Genomic DNA, 19,472 nt, shown 5'->3' with positions numbered 1-19,472 from the left:
TTCTCAACTTCAAACCCCAAAAAAGCGGCTGCTTCAGCACACCGCTTTCATTAACAACACGATGGATAATGGATGGGAATAACGCTCGCTGTTCAGGAGGCTGGAATAACCATGGATACTTCCGTTCCGCTGCCTGGTTCGCTATGAATATCGAGTCCGTAATCCAGTCCATAATACAGCTTGATCCGGTCGTTCACGTTCCGAACGCCGCAGCCGCCGCTCTCTCCGGCCAGCAGCCTCGCCGCCTGCGCGGGAGTCATGCCCACCCCGTTATCGCTGACGATAAGTTTCATGCCCCCTTCGACCCGGCTAACCCCAATATGAATGTGGTAATCTGCCCCTCCAGCCTCCACAAAACCGTGCTTGATGGCATTCTCCACGATCGGCTGCAGAATAAAATGAATGATCTCGGTATCTAATACTTCCTCATCGATCTGGTAATCCACGTCAAATCGGCCATCGTTCATGATAAGCTGCAAATCCAGATAAGCCTTGATGTGCTGCACCTCATCCTTGATCGTAGCCATATGCCTCCCCTGATTCAGCGTCGTTCTATAGAACCGGGCCAATGCCGATACCATATAACTCGTTTCGATATCCGCTTTCTTCTCGGCCCTCCACCGTATAAAGGAGAGGGTGTTGTATAGGAAGTGCGGATTAATCTGATTAATCAGCTTGTTATATTCGCTTTCCCTCTTGGCGATTTCCGCTTGATACACCTGGGAGATTAGACTGTTAATCCGTTTCAGCATTTTGCCGATGCCATTGGTCAACTCGCCGAATTCGTCCCGAGATGAGCTCTGGATGATCACCTCGAGGTTGTTCTGCTCCACCTTGTCTACCTTGTTCTTGATATGGATAATTCGGCGTGTAAAGTTGTTGGAGATCACATAAATGAGCAGAAATGTAATGATCAAGCTGAGGATCATGACAAACAACGTAATTTGAAAAATACCCAGCGCATTTGCGTATGCATTCGTATTCAGCAGATTATAGTGAATCGTCCATCCATTATTGGCGAGCGACCGGCTTAGGTTCAGACCGCCCGTCTCCCCACTCTCCAAATCGGCTGAAGCATCGGACTCCTTCCTTTCCTTGAAAATCACACGCTGCTCAGCATCCTCGATATGAACCGCTACATGCTCCGACAGTTTGTCCATATCAGCAAAGATGCTGTCATGCTGAATGGAAATCACCATGAAATTGCTGTCCTTGGGATTGCTGATCAATTCCTGGACGAGATACAGCTTCTCCCCGTCCACAATCCAGCGCCTTCCGCGAAATCCATCGTACCAAGACTTGCTCTTGAGTTCCCCGATGGGCAAAATATTATCGCGAATCCCGAGCAGTTCTCCGGATGTATAAAAGGTAATGGCTTCAATATCATCATCCATTAGCCGAATGTTCGAGATCAACGGCTCCAGAATGTCCCGGAAATCCAGGTACATGTTAAAATAGTTCTCTTCATAGTCCTTAATGAAAATTTGCGATAACTCCCGGTTCAGTACCATGAACTCGCTCAGCGTATTGTACCGGTTGATCTTATAATCCATTATGTTGGCCACCTGTTCCAGGCTGGCTTCCGCTTCGCTCCGTAATTCCTTCATCTGAATGCGGTAGGACTGGATAAAGGAGAGCAGTCCTAGCAATAGAATCGGAATGAGTGCAATGATGAGATGGGACAACAGCAGCTTGTTGCGGAACCGGATATCATTGAACTTGCTCTTTATCCATCCGATCATGGAGCACCCCGCACTCTCTGTATTGTAAGGGACTTACGCCGAACTTGCTCTTGAACAGCTTGGCAAAATAAGAGTGGTTGTCGATACCCACCGCTCCTGCAATATCATTGACTTTCATATTTGAGTGTTTCAGTAGATAGCTTGCCCTCCGCAGGCGGTAGTCGGTCAAATACTTCGAGAAGTTCTCCCCGGTTTCTTTTTTAAATAAAATGCTCAAATACCCCGGAGACAGGTACACATCCTCGGCGGCATCCGACAACGAAATATCCCGCTGGTGATGATCCTTCACATAGTCTTTAACCTGACGGATGACCTTCGATTCGATCGTAACCTGTTCAAGCTCCCCGCCATAAGGACTGATCTGTGTAATATCCTCCATCACCTGCAGAAACTCTTCCCTGACAAGCGGTTTGAGCAAGTAATTTACCACGCCCAATCGGATAGCGCTGCGGGCATACTCAAATTCGTCATACCCGCTGCAGATGACAATTTTTAAATCCTGCTGGGTCTTTCGGGCTTGCTTGCTCAGTTCCAGTCCGTCCATAAGAGGCATTCTGACGTCGGTGATCAGGATGTCAATCGCGTTTTGCAGCAGAATTCGCTTTGCACTCATTCCGTTCTCGGCTTCCAATACCTGAAAGGGGAAGCGGTACTGAAAGATCAAATCCTTAATGCCTTCTCTTTGAATGGACTCATCGTCAACAATAAGAACATTAAACATCAGACAATCTCCTTTGCTGGTGAAAGTATGGGGCTGATATAGGGAAATATAGGTTGTTATAATGGTATACCTGTTTTGTCGTAGTATATCACAGTTTTAAGAAAGGGCTTTCAAATTCATGTTTAAGACTGCGCAGCCGTCAAGCCTTTTGCTTACTTCGACAATGCATGATTGCCGATTAGAGAAGCTTCATGCGCGATTGAGCCATGTGGAGGTCAAGGATCTGACGTTCGAGCTCATTCAGCACCGCTTTACCAAAACGGCCAAAAACATGATTTTAAAACGTTACTCCAAAACCAAACTGAATATGGACGAGGAAGATCGGCAGTTAAAATGGGGGAGCTACGGGAAGTTCAAATATGTCTATAAGGCCGAAACCGTCGAGGAGTTTCAGCAGTTGTTCGAGAAGGGGATCAGGGAATATTTTCCTTTTGCGAAAATTGCCTATTTTGTTTAATGGCAGAAACTTGAGGGACCCGAAGCAGGGTTTATAATGTTCCTTCAACAACATAACGGACACCTCACGGTGCCCGTTATTCGTATGATCTGTATCTATTTTTCATCGCAGGGTCACAATCTCTTCGTTCTTGTGATCTTGCTCGTACATCCAAACCTTAATCTCATTGATATCCATCGGCTTTCCGTAATAATAACCTTGCATGACATGGCAGCCAAGTCCGGTCAAAAAGTCGATATGCTCCTTGTTCTCTACACCTTCCGCAATGACATCCAGATTCAAATTCTCCGCCATAAGAACGATGGCGTTAACGATGGCACGCTTGCTGGGCGTGTCCAAATCATTGGTAAACTGTCTGTCCAGCTTTAAAGCATCAATTGGAATCCGGTCCAGGAGCCCAATCGAGGAATAGCCGGTTCCGAAATCATCCATGGAGACCTTAACCCCCAAGGACCTGATATTCCCAAGCTGGCGGATAATATCATTGACATCGTGCAGCACCATGGACTCCGCTATCTCAAGCTCTAATAAGCGAGGTTCCAGATTCGCCTTATCCAGCACGTTTTGAATAAGCTCCAGCAGATTGTCGCCATGGAATAAACGAACCGATAAATTCACCGAGACCGGCTGGACAATCCCTCTCTCCTGCCAAATTCTGCACTGTTTGCAAGCTTCCTCAAGCGTCCATCGGGTCATCGGTATAATGAGCCCCGTCTCTTCGGCAATCGGAATGAATTCAAGCGGGGATATCACGCCCAAGCGGGGGTGTTTCCAGCGGAGCAGCGCTTCGAATCCGACCAAGCGATCACTTTGCACATTCCATTTGGGCTGATACACAATGAAGAACTCCTTCAGTTCAAGCGCTCGTTGCAGGTCCTTCTCCAATTCCATTTTGCGAACCTCTTGAAGACCCATCTCCTCGTCATAGAGGCACTGCTGATTCTTGCCGAGTCCCTTCGCTTTATACATGGCGGTATCCGCATTCTTGAGCAGCGTCGTACGGTCAGAGCTATGGACGGAACCGATGCTGATTCCGATACTTGCCGTCACATACAACTCGTTACCGTCAATATAGTACACGTTTTTTATTCGTTGGAGTATATCATCAGCTAAATGCTGGGCGTATACCGGGTCGCTTTGCTTCAGAATAATCAGAAATTCGTCCCCGCCGATCCGGAATACCTGCTGGCCGTTTCCAATGAATTGACGCAGTCGCTTACCTACTTCCTGGACCAGCAAATCCCCAACATTGTGACCCAGCGTATCGTTGATCGCCTTAAATTGGTCCAAATCCAGAAACAGGATCGTAATCTGCTCTGTCTCGGAATTCGTCTCGAAGAATCGGTTCATTTCATTGCGATTAGGCAATCCCGTGATCGTATCCTGATAGGCCAGCTTTTCCAGCACATGCCGATCAAAGAACATCGCCCCCCAGGAGATCAGCAGGATGGCAAAAATCGCGACCGTTACACCATACAGAAGCAGAAAATCGACAGACTGCGGCTGCTGCGTAAGCATAGCGGCATGAGCCTCAAACCGTGCAGCTTTCATTCCTGTATAATGCATTCCGCATACGGCGAAGCCCATGACAACCGCCGAACCCCACTTGAGAAAGCTGGATTTGGGATGATTCCGAAAACGGAGAAACAATAGCAAAGCCGCATAGGAGGCTACCAATGCAATGATGGCGGACAGTACCCAAATGCCGGGATCATAACTAATTTCGGCATGTATGACCATGGCCTCCATTCCCGTGTAATGCATGATAACGATGCCGCTTCCCATAATGAAGCCGCCAATGGCGATTTTGAACCAGTTAATATTTCTGGGCATCGTAATATAAAACGCGATGAAGGAGGAAACCACGCTGACGAGCATCGACATGATGGTCAGAAAGACATCGTATCTCACATTCATATTCATGTGCATCGCCAGCATGCCGACAAAATGCATGGACCAAATGCCGCTTCCCATGACCATGGCCCCGCCGAAAAGCCAAAAAAACTTGGATTTACCGTTCGCATCTGAAATTTTCGACGTAATATTTAAAGCCGAGTATGAAGCAAGTATAGCAATCGCAATTGAGAGCCCAACAATATAATAGTTATAATTGCCGTCCATCTGAGCTGCACACACCCCTTTTGTGAGTAATTCTTAAGCCCTATGAAGATCATACGTTTCCTAGCGGATAACGTTTCTATTAATTCACGGTGACTCGCCCCGGTGCATATCAGAAAAAAGCAATGTTTATTTCCGCGGCTTCACAGCCCTGCACCATATCCATATTATATCTTTAGTAACTATTCAATTTCTCGACAAACAGAGAAATGTTCGAACGCTCCCGAATCGAGATGAGTCTAAAGAACTAAATTATTCTGCAAGTATCTCGACTTATCCTCTGCCCTATGAGAAATGATGAGCGACAACACTCTATTTGGAAAATAAAAAAAGCTGCGGGTCCTTTATTAGGTCAGCAGCTTATATTTTGTCTGTCCTCAAGGTGTGACTACCTTCGCTTTCCCATTCAAGTACATCTCGCCCCATTCACAGATTTGATCAAGGATCGGTTGCAGCGAAACGCCCATTTCACTCAGCTCGTACACGACCTTAGGCGGCACTTGATTAAAGACCGTTCGCGTGATAATCCCGTCCTCCTCCAGCTCACGCAGCGTCTGGGTTAACATTTTCTGCGTAATATCCGGCATCTGCTTCTTAATTTCACTCGTTCGCTTGGGGCCATAACTTAAGTGACACAGCACAATGACCTTCCACTTGCCGCCGATGACGTCCATGGTCGCCTCAGACGGAATATTGTATTCTCGCTCCCCATTCATAAGAACTTCTCTCCTTTTTGAACGTAAGTGGCATATCTCTAACAACAGGCACTTTGGGGTACTAATGATACTTTTAGGTGCTTATAGAACAATTAAGTGCGTACTTCCTTTCCGTCATTATATGTTACATAATCCCCTTATACCAGTACTGCATCATAAAAACATGGGGGTGAAATAACATGCAGCGTATTTACATTGCCGGAGGTTATGGCGTAATCGGGAGTGCCGTTGCCCGGCATATCCGAACGATCAATCAAGAAACCGAGATTATTCTCGCCGGAAGGAATCCCGAGAAGGGGAGCTTATTGGTACAGGAGCTAGGAAACGCCCGCACCGCTTTTTTAGATATCCGCCAGGGTCTGGCTCCAGGGGAGCTGGATCAAGCCGACCTCATCGTTTCTACGATTCAGGATCCGGCCGACTTCCTCATTCAAGAAGCCCTCGCAAAAGGAATTGCACATATCGGAATCACGAAGCTTGCCGACGAGCTGACACCTATGCTATTCGCCATGCAAAGTCATCCCCCTCAAGCACCCATTGTCCCTCTGGGACATTCGCAAGCAGGGATTCTGACCTTGGTCGCATATCAGGAGGCGAACTCTTTCCAAAGCGTCCAATCGATCGACTTGGCGGGTCACTACGATGAACGCGATCCGATGGGCCCTATGACGCTGGAAGATACCGAAGGGTTTATCAACCGTGCCCTTATCCGGGAAAACGGGAGATGGAAATGGGTTGAGGCTGCGAAGTATCCGAGGAGCATAAGTCTTTCTAATGGTCTCCGGGTAGAAGGCCATCCCATGAGTTTATTGGATGTTCCAAGCCTCGCGTCTGTTACGGGAGCGCCTAATATTCGATTCGACTTCGCCATCCATGACTCCATAGGAACACGGGCTGGAGGCAGAGCCTCCCAAGACCTCTACATTGACCTTGAAGGCGTACTTCTTGACGGCCGTTACGCGAAACGGAGAGTCACGTTGACCGATCCGAAGGGACAGGCGCATTTTACGGCCCTCGGTATTCTCCTGTCCATTGAGCGCATTCTGGGCTGGGACGGCTCATCTCCTGCTCCCGGAGGCTTCTATCTACCGGAAACGCTGGTTCCTCTTGAAACCGCAATGGCACGTATTGAACAATTTGGCATTCAAATTCGAAGAGAAGAAAGAGTAGGTGAACCCTCATGAAGGTATTAACAGTTGTTACACATCCACGTGAAAATTCCTTTACATTTGCAGTAACCGAGAAGTTTGTACAAGGGCTTAGGGACGCCGGGCATGAAGCGGAAATTCTGGACCTCCACCGCATCGGTTTCGATCCGGTCCTGTGGGAGGCAGACGAACCCGATTGGTCTGACCCTTCCAAGATCTATTCTCCTGAGGTTGAGGCTGAAATCGCACGGATGAAGGAGCACGACGCGCTGGCCTATATCTTCCCGGTATGGTGGTACGGAGTCCCTGCCATGCTGAAAGGGTATATCGATCGTGTCTGGAATCATGGCTTCGCTTACGGCGGCGGCTCAAAGCTTCATCACCAACAGGTGTTATGGCTTGCGTTAGCAGGGGCTTCGGAGGATCATTTCGCCAAGCGGGGCTATGATCAGATGTTATCCCTTTCCCTCAATGTTGGAATGGCCGACTACTCCGGAATCAAGAATTCCCGTGTGGAATTCTTCTATGATACGCTAGAGGCCAGACCGGAGCATATGGAGAGTTTGCTCGAACGAGCTTATCAGCTGGGATTGCATTATGCCGATTCAAAATAGTGCATTGCACGGTTCCTAAGAACACAACAGCCTTAGTCCACGATGAATCCTGGACAAAGGCTGTTGTCGGATTAGCATAAAAGATGAACACAGAAGCTTACGAGTTACGCATTGCTGCTCGTTTCGATGGATTCATTCACCTCGATCAGTTCAACAACGGCCTCGCTCTTCAGCGTATTGCCGATCGTGCAGGCTCGTTCTACAACAGATTTCAGCTTCTCCTTGTAGGCGGGATCCAGCGTTTGCGGCAGCGTGACATGGACGTTAAAATGCGAGAACTTATTGCTTTTATCTTCTGCCTTTACCGACGACACTTCGATATGAATGGAGGATTTATCATAATCCACGCCGTCGTAAGCCATTATTTTTTGGAGTGATATGGACACGCATAGCGCCAGGGACGCTTCCAGCAGCTCTCTCGGAGACAAGCCGCCCTCCAGATTCGGACCGTGGTTTCCGACGAGCTGAACCCCCGCCTCATTGAATATTCGATCCTGACCCTCTACGATTTTTAACGTTGTCATGTTCTTAGCCTCTTTTCTTTTTGTCTTCGTTCAGGATGAACGGCTCTCATCAACAAGATGGCAAGCTACCTTCTGGTTGGGCCGAACTTCTCTTAAAGCCGGAACTTCTGCCTTGCAGATATCCGTTGCAAAGGGACAGCGCGTATGAAAAACACAGCCGCTCGGCGGAGATAAAGGGGACGGGATTTCCCCCCGCAATATCACCCGGTCCTGTAATCGGCTGCGGGTAAAGTCGGGTACCGCTGAGAACAGCGCCTTCGTATAGGGATGCAACGGCTCATGGAATAGATCATCCGTTAAAGCTTCTTCCACGATTTTCCCGAGATACATAATGCCGATCCGATCGGAAATATACCGAACCACGCTGATATCATGCGTAATAAATAATAGCGTTAATTTCAATTCCCGCTGCAGGCGCTTGAGCATATTCAAAATTTGCGACTGAATGGAGACGTCCAGTGCCGAGACCGGCTCGTCGCATACGATAATCTTCGGATTCATGATAAGCGCGCGCGCCAAGCCCAAACGCTGGCGCTGACCGCCCGAGAATTCATGAGGAAAACGGAAATAATGCTCCGGCTGCAGGCCCACGGTTTTCAGGATGTGAAATACTTTTTCCCGACGCTCTGCCTTGTCTCCCATTTTATGAATAATCAGGGGCTCCTCCAGAATTCGGCCGATTCTTTTCCTCGGGTTAAGCGAAGAGAACGGATCTTGAAAAACAAGCTGTACGTCCTTGCGGAATTTCCGGATTTCCTTCCTCGACATCGCAGCCAAATCCCGGTCCCGGTATAGAACCTGACCTTGGCTTGCCGGGGTTAATCCTAGGATCGTACGCCCCGTGGTAGTTTTACCGGAACCGGATTCTCCGACAAGTCCGTACGTCTCTCCCTCTCTTAATTGAAAAGAAACATCCGTTACGGCTCTTACATATCCCTTGGCGCCCCATAACTTACCGAAGGATCCGTACACCGGGAACTGCTTGTGAAGGGAGCTTACCTTTAAAATCGAATGATCAGCTGTTTGTTCCAACGGTTGTCTCCCTCCCTTTCGACTCGTTTATGGCCTCGTAATGCCAGCACTTCACTCGATGGTCCATATGTGCCGTTTGCATTGGCGGCTCTGAGGCACGGCATAATTCATCGGCATAAGGACATCGCGTAGAAAAGCCGCAGCCCTGCGGAATATCCGTCAGAGAGGGCACCGTTCCCTCAATGACATGAAGCTCATCGTTTCTGTCCCCCTCCAGCTTGGGGATCGATTGGATCAGTCCCTGCGTATAAGGATGGAGCGGTTTATGAAACAGCTGTTCCGTGGGGGCTTCTTCCACGATTTTCCCCAAGTACATCACCTTCACGCCCGTACAAATTTCCGATACGACACCCAGATCATGCGTGATAAACAGCACGCCCATGCCCATTTTGCGGTTCAAATCGGCGATCAGCTCCAGAATCTGCGCCTGAATCGTTACGTCGAGCGCGGTTGTCGGTTCATCCGCAATCAACAGGTTCGGCTCACAGGAGAGTGCCATGGCAATCATCGCCCGCTGCTGCATTCCTCCCGACAGCTGATGGGGATATTCATCCACCCTCACCTCCGGAGATGGAATACCCGTCATCCGCAGAATCTCAATGGCTTGTTGACGAGCTTCCTTCTTGGACTTCCTCTGATGGAGACGAATGGCTTCCCCGATTTGATTACCTATCGTATACACGGGACTTAGGGACGTAAGCGGGTCCTGAAAAACCATGGAGATTTTGTCGCCGCGGACCGCCCGTAATTTAGAAGGCGAAAGAGACAGCAGGTCCTGCTTCTCAAACAGGATCTCCCCCTCGTACTCGATCGCATCCGTATGGTCCAGCAGCCTCATGATCGATTGGGACATGACGCTCTTTCCGCTGCCGGATTCTCCGACAATGCCGATGATGTCGCCTTTATTCATGGAAAAACTGACTCCGTTCACAGCCGTCACTTTCCCCCGCTCGGTATGAAAATGCGTTTTTAGATTTCTCACTTCCAATAGAGGCTCGTTATTCATGAAAATACCTCCAGCTTATATTCATGACTTTCTCAACTTTTGCTTCACGCGGGGATCCAGCAAGTCGCGCAGCCCGTCGCCCAGCAAATTCAGACTGAGTACAGACAAAACGAGCGTGGCCCCGGGGAATACGACCATCCACCATGCCTTATAAATAACTAGTTTGCTTGCTTGCAGAATGTTCCCCCAGCTGGCTTCAGGGGCAGGAATGCCCGCTCCGAGAAAACTTAGCGCGGCCTCGGATATAATGGCTTCAGCAAATACGAATGTCGCCTGTACCAATAGAGGCGACATTACATTCGGCACGATGTGCTGCCATATGATGCGCGTTGCGCTTGCTCCCTGGACATGCATCGCCTCGATGTAGGTTTGCTCGCGTACCACCAGCGCGGCCGAGCGGACGACCCGGGCAATATTCGGCGTGAACACGATGGTTAGCGCCGTGATGACATTGATGGCGGATGCGCCGAGTGCGGCCATTAAGGCAATGGCGAGCAGGATTCCCGGAATCGCGATCAACCCGTCACAGATGCGCATAAGAATATGATCCAGCGTTTTATAATACGTCGCATAGACGCCGATCACGAGCCCCAATGCCGAGGACAGCAGCGCAACCGCCAGTCCTACGCTGATCGATACCCTGGCACCGTAGAGAAGCCTGGTTAACAAATCCCGGCCAAATTCGTCGGTACCCAGCCAATGCTCGGCCCCTGGCGGCGTTAAACGGTCTACAACTTTCATCTCGTACGGGCCGTAGGTAGTCAAGAGCGGTCCGATCAGCGCCAGAATTACCAATAAAACAAAGATGGTCGCTCCGATCAACAGCCCGTAGTTCGACCTCAATCGGCGATATCCTAGTGCACGCTGCTCTTTTTTCAGCTTTTTACTGACTTGAGCGACGTATTCTTTTTCCTGAACAGTTGCCATCCAATCACACCTCTTTTATTTGCGTTCCAAACGAACACGCGGATCAACCGCGCCATACAGCAAGTCGATAATCAAGTTGATGGTGACGTACATGAGTGTGACGACAAGCACCACGCCTTGGATCACTGCAAAATCTCTTCTGGCAATGGAATTTAAGATCAATTGACCCAATCCGGGAATATTGAATATCGCCTCCACGACCACGGCCCCTGTCACCAAAGTGCCGAATGTTTGTCCAATAACGGTCAGAATGGGCAGAAACGCGCTCCGGAACGCATGTTTGAACAGCACCTTCATTTCATGCAGGCCTTTGGATCTGGCTGTCTTGATGAAATTCAAATTCAGCACTTCCAGCATGGACGAACGGGTCATTCGCGTGATCAGGACCGCCTGTATGGTCCCAAGCGAAATACCGGGAAGAATCAGATACTTTATATGTTCCCAGAGCCCGCTGCTCAGCGGTTCATATCCAGCGACCGGCAGCCACTGCAGCTTGACGCCAACAAACAGCATGAGGAACAATCCCAGCAAAAAACTGGGTAAGGCCATGCCCAGCAAGGACATCCCCATCAGCGTATAATCTGCGATGGACCCTCGCTTGTAAGCAGCGATAATCCCGAAGGGAATCGCCAGTATAATTGCGATAACCTGCGCCAGAATGGCTAATGATAGCGTTGGGGTGATATGCTCCGCGATGGCTTCGCTAACCGGCTGATTCATGAAGATCGAATCCCCCAGATCTCCCTTAAATACGTTGGCTACCCAGCTTGTATACTGTTCGAGAATCGGGCGATCTAAGCCCAGATCTTGATTCAGCTTCTGTATTTCCTCCTGCGACGCCTCCATGCCCAATATCGCCGCTGCCGGATCTCCTGGCGTAATGTGGATGATCAGAAAAATAGCGATGGTGACAACGGCCAGCACGGGAATCAGCGACAAAAGTCTTTTCGTAATATAAGCCAGCACTACAAATCCCTCATTTGTACATGGTCTATGAATCCAATTTCAAAAAAGGAAGGTGTTATCGAAGTTACTTCGGTAACTTGTAACACCCTCCATATATGCTTACTTCGCTACTTTGGCATTCCAGACCACCGGCGCTTCAAACAGCTCGAAGCCTTCAAGCTTCTTCGTTGTGGCGACGACGCCATTATAATGTCCGATCACGGTGGAGGAGGCAAATTCGTACAGGAAGCCCTGCAGTTTCTCCCATTCCTGCTTGGCGGCTTCCGGCGTGGCTGCCCCGCGAATATCGATCAGTGCCTGCTTGACCGTTTCATTGTCGAGTCCGGCCCAATCCGGATTGACGGCCAACAGCTGCGGCGGCGTAATTTGATAGCCCGTGCTCGCAACGAAAATGTCCCACTTGGAGCGGTCGTTCTTCGTTTCCAGGAACGTCGGGAAATCGAAGTTCTCCACTTTTACGTTCATGCCGATCTGACGAAGCTGCTCCTGAATGACCAATGTGGCCGTGTACATCTCGTTATAGTCTTTGGTCGTCAGCAGCGTGATTTCTTCGCCGTTATAACCGGCCTCTTGCAGCAGCTGCTTGGCCTTCTCCGGGTTCGACTGGTTGTAATACTCCGCTCCGGCTTCGGTCGACCATTGGACTTGGTTCGTATTCAGGTAACCCGGTGCCAAGGAGTATAAATCCGGCTTGGCAAAGCTCGCCAACATGATCTCCTCATTATTAAACGCGGCGAGAATGGCCTGGCGAATCTTCACGTCCTGTAACAATCCCTCGCTGGTATTGAAAAATGCCGTCAGTGCACCACCAGGGAACGAAAGCAAATTGATATTGTTGTCGGCAGCAAGCTCATCGTAGCTTTCGATCGGAATGCTATCCGCCACATCGTACTGTCCGGTCTTCACGCCTGCAATCCGCGTGGAGTGGTCCGTGACGAAATGGAAGTACAGATTCTGGGTAGGAGCTTCTTTTCGCCCGTCAAATCCGCTCGGCTCCGTATCCGCCACCTGATAATAATCGTCGTTTCGCACCAAATGTATGTACTGATCCTGCTTCCATTCCTGGAATTTATAAGGACCCGTACCGATGTACTCCTTGATCCCGTCAGCCGGCGCTGATTCTACAATCTCTTTCGGCATGATGGAAGGGAACTGCGCTTGCGATGCAATAAGAATCAACACGTCCGACGTAGGCGCCTCTACGGTCAGCTTCACGGTATACGTATCGACGGCTTCGAATTTAGCATTCATCAGCAGCACCTTCGCACGGGACGAAGTCACCAGCCAGCGGTTCATCGATGCTACAACATCCTCGGACGTCATCTCTTTCCCGTTGTGGAACTTCACGCCTTGGCGAAGGGCGAACGTATACGTTAATCCATCCTCGCTTCGTTCGACGGACTCTGCCAGAGCAGGTACAGGCTCATAGTTTGCGTTCAGCGTGTACAACTGCTCGAAGATGTTGCCTGCCGTATCCAGCGCAACCGCCGATACCGTCAAGGCCGTATCCAACGTAGGCGGCTGAGCCGTAAGCGCGATGTTCAGCTCGTCTTTGTACTCTTTCTGCTCGGTTTGCTTTTCACTTCCATTGTCTTCAGCTGCTCCCTCTGCAGCCTGATCGGAACCGCTGCCGCATGCCGCGATCAACAGCATCAGCACGATCGACGATAAGAGTAAACCTAACTTTCTGGCTTTCATTGTAATCCCCCCATGTAGTAGACATTTGCATATGAAATGTATGCATCATGCTCTGTCAAAACTCGTGAAACGAACGCACCCCTAAATTATAAGTTATCTGGTAGGTTTAATAAGTTATGCACATACTAATGGATTCGGAATTTGCTGTCAATGCAATAATTGATCGTGCTAGAATTAATTTCCTGTTCACGAAAATTAATAGATTCAACATGCAAGGATTTCGTTCCTCTCCATGGCATCAACCTTCGCAGCCAGCCCTCCCGCTAAATATAAAAAATCCCTGGTTCCGTCTTTCTAACCAAGGCTGCGTTTATTAAAGTGGCAGATCGCCTTGCAGAATCTTTTCCCTACGCCCTTTCATATACCACTGCCCCCACGGATGGAGTTTGTCGAATGCTCCGCCGCAGGCATGGAATAGCTTGATATACCGACCCATCTCTCTCAGCTTCATGAAATACGGGATTTCTCGAAGCCATTTCTCCTCCAGATGATGCTCCAGACGGTATCCTTCCAGGAACGGGATCAGAAACCTGTCAGGGTCCGAATCGGCTCCTTCGGTTAAACCTGAGAAAAACGCAGCCACCGCAATGTCATCCACGAACCATGAATATCGGCTCGCATCAAAATCAATCAGACACAATGAATCCTCATGCACGAAAAAATTGCCGTAATGGAAATCCGCATGGATCAGTCCATAAGCGTCCTCAGCAACCGGAAGGTCCGATATATAATGGAACAATGCCTGATAACCAAGGGTGATCTCCTTCTCGGATGGCGGTAAATCAATACGCCGGACTTTTTCCGCCTCATCCGACCAATCAGGCCGTCTTGTGACGGGATCCAGATGGATGTACCCCTTGGCGATGCCGTGCATGCGACCCATGAATTGGCCCATTCGCCTGTGTAAGCTCTCATCGGCATCGTTCTCCCCGACCGGACGCCCCTTGGCTTCCTCATAACAGACCGCCGTATAGTCATGATCCTCCGTCCGAATCCGCTCCGCAAGATTTCCTGCCGCCGAGTAGTGCGGCCTCGCAACGCAAACGCCGTTACTCCCGAGAAACTCCACCCACTGCACCTCGCCTGCAATCTTTGCATACGGTTTATGGGACTCGTCGGTCAAGCGTACATACACGGTCTCCGCACCCCTTCGATAAGAACAGACAAGGCTGTGTTCGGAAAAATGCGTCTGAAGTCGATCCCGCTCCAAGAGTCTGAACCTGCTTACAGCGGCGTCCATAAGTTCCCTTCTTCGTTCCAATTGCATCGCCTCCCTTCACCATTCGGGTGATCAAACATTCATTGACCATTGATTTCTGCATATGGATAGCCGGCTCCTTCATTTAACCGCTACTACAAGAATCGAGATTTATCTTATTTCTCAGTCAATGTATAATTGTTATAACAGTTGAATAATATGATAAGGAGGAAACTTTATATGAGCAGGGTGAACGAAATGGAACGGAAAGTAACTAAATTCGGTAACAGTTTGGGAATTACGATGACGGATGCTCTCAAACAGATCGGCTTAGATTTAGGTGATACGGTGCAAATTGATGTTAATCAAACAAATGGAGAGATCATCATTAAAAAAGCTAATAAGGTCTCCCTTCCTGACGGCGTCAGCCCTGATTTCCTAGATACTTTGTCTGAGATCATGAGCGAATACGACCAGACCTTAAAAGGGTTAAAAGATCGATGACCCCTATACGTTATCTAACCTCCCAAGAGGTTATCGCCATTAACGTCGCTATGATACAGAAATATAGTGTCGGCGAGCATATCGGTGTAAAGAATCCGCATTTGCTTGAGTCGGCCCTCCATCGGCCTCAATCGTCAGCTTTTGGAGAGGACGCCTATTTATCTATCTGGGAAAAGTCAGCTGCATTATTTGAATCACTGGGACAAAATCACCCATTTCAAAACGCCAATAAAAGAACCGCCTTCACGGCTCTTCTCCTGTTTTTACGCTATAACGGATATCGATTTATCATGGGTCAAAAACAAGCAGAGAATCTCACGGTCGATATGGTTAATCACAAATTCACCTTTCAAGAACTTACGTCCCTTATTAAAGAATATTCCATTGAAATAACGTAATAAAAAGCGACCATTTACGGGTCGCTTTTTCTGCTAATGTATAAGTTGTTGTGGACCAATTGGCAGGAGGATTATAATACGGTGGAGATAGACTACATTCTCATGTTTGAAAGAAGGCCCGATTATGAATCCCGAAACCCGAAAAGCCCGGACCCAACGCATCGTCGAAGCAGCAGAGTGCGTATTTACCCGTAAAGGCATTGAAACAGCCACGATGCAGGATGTCGCCACCGAGGCCAAAATGGGCATAGCCACCATATTTCGATTTTTTCCGCGGAAGGAGAAACTCGTCGTTGCCGTCGCTACGAAAAACCTGGAAACCGTTCTCGAAACCTTCCGTTCCATCGCGGAACGGCCGATTTCCTGCATGGAGAAGCTGGAGCTGCTGTTCGACCACTTCATTTCCCTCCTGGAGCAGCCGGCCAGCTCAAACGTCAAGCTGCTTGAGAACTTCGAGAGCTATGCTGCCCAGTTCACGGAGCCTCTTGAGGACATCGAGCTATTTAACGCCGTCTATCGGAACATATCCGAGGTGTTCTCGACCATTGTGGAGCAAGGCGTTGAAGACGGATCGGTTCAAGCCGATCTTCCGATTTCCGAGACGCTGTCCACCATCGTGAATACATTCGGCATTTTCGCCAGAAAGCTGTCCCTCCAGAAAAACATCCTGGTGGTCGAGCCGGACCTCGCCCCGGAGAAACAGCTTGCGATTCTCAAGCGGATCCTGCTTAATTATTTGCGAGCCTAAGGCTTTGTCCATATAAAAAGAGTGTGCAGTCTCGTAACCGCACACTCTTTATTTGATGATGTCCCCGCCTACGCTACAGTCCCAGCTTCTGCCCCCGCTCCAAGCGCTGGATCTGCTGCTCGCCCGTTACCGCCAGCTCACTGAACTGGTGGATCGTCTCACGCATCCGCGGGAGAGCCTCCTGCTTATATGTGCTGATGGAATCAAGCGCTGACAGCACATCCGTGAACGCTTGCTTCAAGGTATCGACGGAAATGCTCGTTTCCAGCGATTGCTTGTGAATCGCCGCGCCCTGATCCTTCAGCATTTTGGAAGTGGCGCTGATCAGGTTGTTCGTGGTTTCGTTCAGCAGCTCGATTTTCTTCAGGACAATCTTCTGGTTGTACAGGGCACTAGCCACCGTGACCGAGATTTTCAGCGCCGTTACCGTTACGTTTCTCGCCCGATCCACGCCGCGAATCAATTCTTTGTTGTTCCGGATGACCACTTCAATAGCCATGATCCCCTGCTGGTTCACGACCAGCATCTGCTGCAGGTCCATCACGCGCTGGCGCAGCGGAAACAGCACCTCTTCAGTAATAAACCGGATTTTATCCTCCGACTCCTGCCGTATTTTAGCCGCCTCGACCTGGGATTCGATCTCTGCGTCCATGAGCATGCCCAGCTGAATTTCCTTTTGCAGCTTTTTGGTGAGCTCGCGGAGGGTTTGCTGTTCAATCTCCAGCGTGGTGTTGTCATTCTTTAGTACGGTTTTTCCTTTATCAAGAGAAATGATGATGTCCGAAATGACGGCATCCGCCTTTTGAAATTTGGCAAAATATCGGCGCAGCGGGTTAAATACCATGCCCAGGAGACCGCTTTTCGCAAAATCCACAACGCTCGGATCCAGATCCTTCAGCTGCAGCTGCAGCTCCGTTAACCCTTTAGCCACTTGACCGCCTTCATCCCCGGTTTTCGATAATCTCCCCACCTGAACCTGCAGGAGCGCATTCTTCTCCGAGGAGGATCTCATCGTGCTGATGCCAAAGCTTTCAATGGATTGCAGCACCTGTCTTCGCTTCTCGAGCGATTCAATATCCAGTTCCATGATGGCCTGCACATTGTTAGCCGCCAGCTCCTTCAGCTGCGTGACTTCTTCCGGCTCAGGCTTCACCTGCTCCTCAATCGCCGTCTTGATCTCCTCGGGACTTATGACTTCCATCGTAAATGACAATATAACCCCTCCTCCAAGTTTCTTGTTAACTCTTATATCGCTTGTATTGATGCTACATCTGCACATTCAGCAGCTGGCTGATTTTGTATACGACATCATCGGTATCGGCGTTGATGCTGGCGGCTTCATTGATGCTGGAGATACTTTGAAGCGCCTGGATGTTCGCATTATAGCCAATCGTGTACACCGGGATTTTGTAGGCTTGGATCAGTTCCCGAATATCGTCAAGGGAGTGGCCAACGTTCGTCTCTCCGTCACTCAGCACAAAAATCAGAGGTTTCACGTCCGGATTCGCCGCCATCTCGTCCTGAAGCATCTTCATCGCCACCGCAATGCCGTCAAAGGTGGCGGTATTCCCGCTGGCTTCAAGACTGTTGATCGCCCCGACAAACATCGATTGCTGATTCAAGTCATATTTGCCGATCGGCAGATTAATCGTGACATCCGTGGAGTACGATACAAAGCCGATGCTGTTGTCCCGGCCCAAATATTTCTGTCCCGTCAACAGCGATTGCTTGAGGCGGTTTAACGGCTCACCGTCCATGCTCCCCGACACATCCGCCACAAACACGGCCGCAACCGGCTTGTTGCCGTCCTTCTTCTCCTTCCACAGCTTCTGGGCGGACGGCAGCAGGCTGCTGTCAACAACTTCAAGCTCGGATTGGTAATCATTCAGACCATTGAACCCTTTTTTGTCGGCCATCTTCTGGTATTTGTCCTGCTCGACAAACGCCGCGAATTTCTTAATGATCTCCAGCTTCTCCTGCGGCAATTTCCCGAGCGCATACAAAGGACTGTCATGCCTTACGCCAAACGGGGTAAAGACATAACCGCTCTTCATATCCGCCGCGTTGACATAGGTCTGATACTCCAGAACAAAGGCATCCAGCATACCGGACTTCGCCGCATCGCGCATCTGGATCGTGGTCGAAGCCGTGAAAGGGACGTTCGCCTGGAATTTTTCGAAACCCTGTACCGCTTTTTCACTAAGCAGATCCGAGCTGTCAAACGTTTCAAGGGCCGTGATCAGAAAGTTAAGACCCGTCGAGCTGGCAAAAGGATCCGTATACCCCATCGCCAACTCATTATTCGATATCGCATCCGTCAGCGTCTTGACGTTCAAGGAGCCGTACTTCTCCACCAGCTCGTCGTATTTGGCCTTTCGGGTGACAACGCCGGTCACGTTCCCCGTGAGACGCTTGGATACTAGCTCGGCTTTGACGCCATATTCCTTAACCATCTCCCCCCACAGCTCATTGGAAGGGGTAAAAGCGTCCGGCACGTACTTCCCGGATGTTATGTAATCGGTTGCGGTTCCCGAAGCAATATTGCGGATCTTCACGGATACCGGCTGTCCGTTCACCACCGGCTTGGAGTTGTTGAACTCCGTTGCCACTTCATTCAGCCATCCGTCAATGCCCGGCCCTGCTTTCTCGGGAGAAGAGAATATTTCGACGTATAAGTCCGTTGTATTCTCAACCGAGATCGGGAATTTGGATATATCGGGCAGGGAGTCTGCTACGGCCACCGGGTCCAGATCGACTTGACCTTTTATCGGGTCCGCCGTCGTAACCATAATGTCCTTGTAGATTTTGTTGATTTTCTTAGCCGCGCCTTCCGAATCGACCTCGGCTTCGCTCTTGCCCAGGTTCGAGGTTAACGCGATCCCCGCGTACACCAGAACAAACACGACCACTGCAATGGCCACTAATACAACAAAGGCACTACCCTTGCTTCGCATA

At 49.6% G+C, this 19,472-nt stretch carries 19 protein-coding genes; 6 read left to right on the top strand and 13 right to left on the bottom strand.

Features of this window, described 5'->3' with window-relative positions; genetic code table 11:
• Nucleotides 1-92 precede the first annotated feature (92 nt).
• Together BJP58_RS21955 and BJP58_RS21950 are read right to left on the bottom strand one after the other, a co-directional pair.
• Complete coding sequence (locus tag BJP58_RS21955) at nt 93-1,742, bottom strand: sensor histidine kinase (protein WP_194540550.1); 1,650 nt, start codon at nt 1,740-1,742, stop codon at nt 93-95.
• Nucleotides 1,711-2,463 (bottom strand): response regulator transcription factor, encoded by a 753-nt coding sequence (locus BJP58_RS21950; RefSeq protein WP_194540549.1) that lies wholly within the window; start codon nt 2,461-2,463, stop codon nt 1,711-1,713. Before BJP58_RS21950 ends, BJP58_RS21955 begins: the two co-directional genes overlap by 32 nt.
• Before the next feature lie 118 nt (nt 2,464-2,581).
• Between BJP58_RS21950 and BJP58_RS21945 the strand changes: the two genes are divergently transcribed.
• Nucleotides 2,582-2,920, top strand: a complete 339-nt coding sequence (locus tag BJP58_RS21945) for a spore photoproduct lyase family protein (RefSeq protein ID WP_442953934.1) — start codon at nt 2,582-2,584, stop codon at nt 2,918-2,920.
• Between the two features lie 102 nt (nt 2,921-3,022).
• On the opposite strand, the gene BJP58_RS21940 is transcribed toward BJP58_RS21945, so the two are convergent.
• The gene (locus BJP58_RS21940) at nt 3,023-5,041 is read right to left on the bottom strand and encodes a bifunctional diguanylate cyclase/phosphodiesterase (protein WP_194540548.1); all 2,019 of its coding nucleotides are present in this window, start codon (nt 5,039-5,041) and stop codon (nt 3,023-3,025) included.
• A gap of 374 nt (nt 5,042-5,415) precedes the next feature.
• Complete coding sequence (locus tag BJP58_RS21935; protein WP_194540547.1) at nt 5,416-5,754, bottom strand: winged helix-turn-helix transcriptional regulator; 339 nt, start codon at nt 5,752-5,754, stop codon at nt 5,416-5,418.
• A 179-nt stretch (nt 5,755-5,933) separates the two neighbouring features.
• Between BJP58_RS21935 and BJP58_RS21930 the strand changes: the two genes are divergently transcribed.
• Both BJP58_RS21930 and BJP58_RS21925 read left to right on the top strand, forming a co-directional pair.
• On the top strand, nt 5,934-6,938 hold the full coding sequence (locus tag BJP58_RS21930) for a Rossmann-fold NAD(P)-binding domain-containing protein (RefSeq protein ID WP_194540546.1): 1,005 nt from the start codon (nt 5,934-5,936) through the stop codon (nt 6,936-6,938).
• Nucleotides 6,935-7,516, top strand: a complete 582-nt coding sequence (locus tag BJP58_RS21925) for an NAD(P)H oxidoreductase (RefSeq protein WP_194540545.1) — start codon at nt 6,935-6,937, stop codon at nt 7,514-7,516. The genes BJP58_RS21930 and BJP58_RS21925 overlap by 4 nt, the downstream gene beginning before the upstream one ends.
• Nucleotides 7,517-7,620: 104 nt before the next feature.
• Here BJP58_RS21925 and BJP58_RS21920 read toward each other — a convergent pair whose 3' ends face one another.
• The 7 genes from BJP58_RS21920 to BJP58_RS21890 form a co-directional block, all read right to left on the bottom strand.
• Nucleotides 7,621-8,040 (bottom strand): OsmC family protein, encoded by a 420-nt coding sequence (locus BJP58_RS21920; protein WP_156088564.1) that lies wholly within the window; start codon nt 8,038-8,040, stop codon nt 7,621-7,623.
• A gap of 30 nt (nt 8,041-8,070) precedes the next feature.
• Nucleotides 8,071-9,072: an ABC transporter ATP-binding protein gene (locus BJP58_RS21915; RefSeq protein ID WP_194540544.1), complete on the bottom strand. Its 1,002-nt coding sequence runs from the start codon at nt 9,070-9,072 to the stop codon at nt 8,071-8,073.
• Nucleotides 9,056-10,078 carry an ABC transporter ATP-binding protein gene (locus BJP58_RS21910; protein WP_194540543.1) on the bottom strand — a complete coding sequence of 341 codons (1,023 nt, stop codon included), beginning with the start codon at nt 10,076-10,078 and terminating at the stop codon, nt 9,056-9,058. The genes BJP58_RS21915 and BJP58_RS21910 overlap by 17 nt, the downstream gene beginning before the upstream one ends.
• 21 nt (nt 10,079-10,099) lie before the next feature.
• Nucleotides 10,100-11,005 carry an ABC transporter permease gene (locus BJP58_RS21905; protein ID WP_194540542.1) on the bottom strand — a complete coding sequence of 302 codons (906 nt, stop codon included), beginning with the start codon at nt 11,003-11,005 and terminating at the stop codon, nt 10,100-10,102.
• Between the two features lie 15 nt (nt 11,006-11,020).
• A complete protein-coding gene (locus BJP58_RS21900) occupies nt 11,021-11,971 on the bottom strand; it encodes an ABC transporter permease (protein WP_194540541.1) in 951 nt (316 codons plus the stop codon).
• Nucleotides 11,972-12,070: 99 nt separating this feature from the next.
• Nucleotides 12,071-13,669 (bottom strand): ABC transporter substrate-binding protein, encoded by a 1,599-nt coding sequence (locus BJP58_RS21895; RefSeq protein WP_194540540.1) that lies wholly within the window; start codon nt 13,667-13,669, stop codon nt 12,071-12,073.
• Between the two features lie 313 nt (nt 13,670-13,982).
• Nucleotides 13,983-14,936, bottom strand: coding sequence for a phosphotransferase enzyme family protein (locus BJP58_RS21890; RefSeq protein ID WP_233354721.1), 954 nt, complete (start codon nt 14,934-14,936; stop codon nt 13,983-13,985).
• A gap of 171 nt (nt 14,937-15,107) precedes the next feature.
• Between BJP58_RS21890 and BJP58_RS21885 the strand changes: the two genes are divergently transcribed.
• The 3 genes from BJP58_RS21885 (at nt 15,108) to BJP58_RS21875 (ending at nt 16,517) form a co-directional block, all read left to right on the top strand.
• Complete coding sequence (locus BJP58_RS21885) at nt 15,108-15,371, top strand: AbrB/MazE/SpoVT family DNA-binding domain-containing protein (RefSeq protein WP_194540539.1); 264 nt, start codon at nt 15,108-15,110, stop codon at nt 15,369-15,371.
• Nucleotides 15,368-15,769, top strand: coding sequence for a type II toxin-antitoxin system death-on-curing family toxin (locus BJP58_RS21880; RefSeq protein ID WP_194540538.1), 402 nt, complete (start codon nt 15,368-15,370; stop codon nt 15,767-15,769). The genes BJP58_RS21885 and BJP58_RS21880 overlap by 4 nt, the downstream gene beginning before the upstream one ends.
• A gap of 124 nt (nt 15,770-15,893) precedes the next feature.
• Nucleotides 15,894-16,517 (top strand): TetR/AcrR family transcriptional regulator, encoded by a 624-nt coding sequence (locus BJP58_RS21875; RefSeq protein WP_194540537.1) that lies wholly within the window; start codon nt 15,894-15,896, stop codon nt 16,515-16,517.
• Nucleotides 16,518-16,590: 73 nt separating this feature from the next.
• Here the strand turns inward: BJP58_RS21875 and BJP58_RS21870 are convergent, their stop codons facing one another.
• Nucleotides 16,591-17,730 carry a toxic anion resistance protein gene (locus BJP58_RS21870; protein WP_194540536.1) on the bottom strand — a complete coding sequence of 380 codons (1,140 nt, stop codon included), beginning with the start codon at nt 17,728-17,730 and terminating at the stop codon, nt 16,591-16,593.
• A 52-nt stretch (nt 17,731-17,782) separates the two neighbouring features.
• Nucleotides 17,783-19,471, bottom strand: a complete 1,689-nt coding sequence (locus tag BJP58_RS21865; RefSeq protein ID WP_194540535.1) for a vWA domain-containing protein — start codon at nt 19,469-19,471, stop codon at nt 17,783-17,785.
• Nucleotide 19,472 lies beyond the last annotated feature (1 nt).

Origin of the sequence: Paenibacillus sp. JZ16 (assembly GCF_015326965.1) — a bacterium.
Classification (GTDB): Bacteria; Bacillota; Bacilli; order Paenibacillales; family Paenibacillaceae; genus Paenibacillus_AQ.
The sequence above is the reverse complement of the archived record's forward strand: the minus strand, read 5'-3'. Positions and strand labels throughout refer to the sequence as shown.

Excerpts from the sequence above, each read along its gene's own strand:
- BJP58_RS21925 (WP_194540545.1), top strand. The coding sequence starts at position 6,935 with ATGAAGGTATTAACAGTTGTTACACATCCACGTGAAAATTCCTTTACA.
- BJP58_RS21905 (WP_194540542.1), bottom strand. The coding sequence starts at position 11,005 with ATGGCAACTGTTCAGGAAAAAGAATACGTCGCTCAAGTCAGTAAAAAG.
- BJP58_RS21885 (WP_194540539.1), top strand. The coding sequence starts at position 15,108 with ATGAGCAGGGTGAACGAAATGGAACGGAAAGTAACTAAATTCGGTAAC.
- BJP58_RS21890 (WP_233354721.1), bottom strand. The coding sequence starts at position 14,936 with ATGCAATTGGAACGAAGAAGGGAACTTATGGACGCCGCTGTAAGCAGG.
- BJP58_RS21920 (WP_156088564.1), bottom strand. The coding sequence starts at position 8,040 with ATGACAACGTTAAAAATCGTAGAGGGTCAGGATCGAATATTCAATGAG.
- BJP58_RS21930 (WP_194540546.1), top strand. The coding sequence starts at position 5,934 with ATGCAGCGTATTTACATTGCCGGAGGTTATGGCGTAATCGGGAGTGCC.
- BJP58_RS21880 (WP_194540538.1), top strand. The coding sequence starts at position 15,368 with ATGACCCCTATACGTTATCTAACCTCCCAAGAGGTTATCGCCATTAAC.
- BJP58_RS21950 (WP_194540549.1), bottom strand. The coding sequence starts at position 2,463 with ATGTTTAATGTTCTTATTGTTGACGATGAGTCCATTCAAAGAGAAGGC.
- BJP58_RS21940 (WP_194540548.1), bottom strand. The coding sequence starts at position 5,041 with ATGGACGGCAATTATAACTATTATATTGTTGGGCTCTCAATTGCGATT.
- BJP58_RS21935 (WP_194540547.1), bottom strand. The coding sequence starts at position 5,754 with ATGAATGGGGAGCGAGAATACAATATTCCGTCTGAGGCGACCATGGAC.
- BJP58_RS21875 (WP_194540537.1), top strand. The coding sequence starts at position 15,894 with ATGAATCCCGAAACCCGAAAAGCCCGGACCCAACGCATCGTCGAAGCA.
- BJP58_RS21955 (WP_194540550.1), bottom strand. The coding sequence starts at position 1,742 with ATGATCGGATGGATAAAGAGCAAGTTCAATGATATCCGGTTCCGCAAC.
- BJP58_RS21865 (WP_194540535.1), bottom strand. The coding sequence starts at position 19,471 with ATGCGAAGCAAGGGTAGTGCCTTTGTTGTATTAGTGGCCATTGCAGTG.
- BJP58_RS21895 (WP_194540540.1), bottom strand. The coding sequence starts at position 13,669 with ATGAAAGCCAGAAAGTTAGGTTTACTCTTATCGTCGATCGTGCTGATG.
- BJP58_RS21910 (WP_194540543.1), bottom strand. The coding sequence starts at position 10,078 with ATGAATAACGAGCCTCTATTGGAAGTGAGAAATCTAAAAACGCATTTT.
- BJP58_RS21945 (WP_442953934.1), top strand. The coding sequence starts at position 2,582 with ATGTTTAAGACTGCGCAGCCGTCAAGCCTTTTGCTTACTTCGACAATG.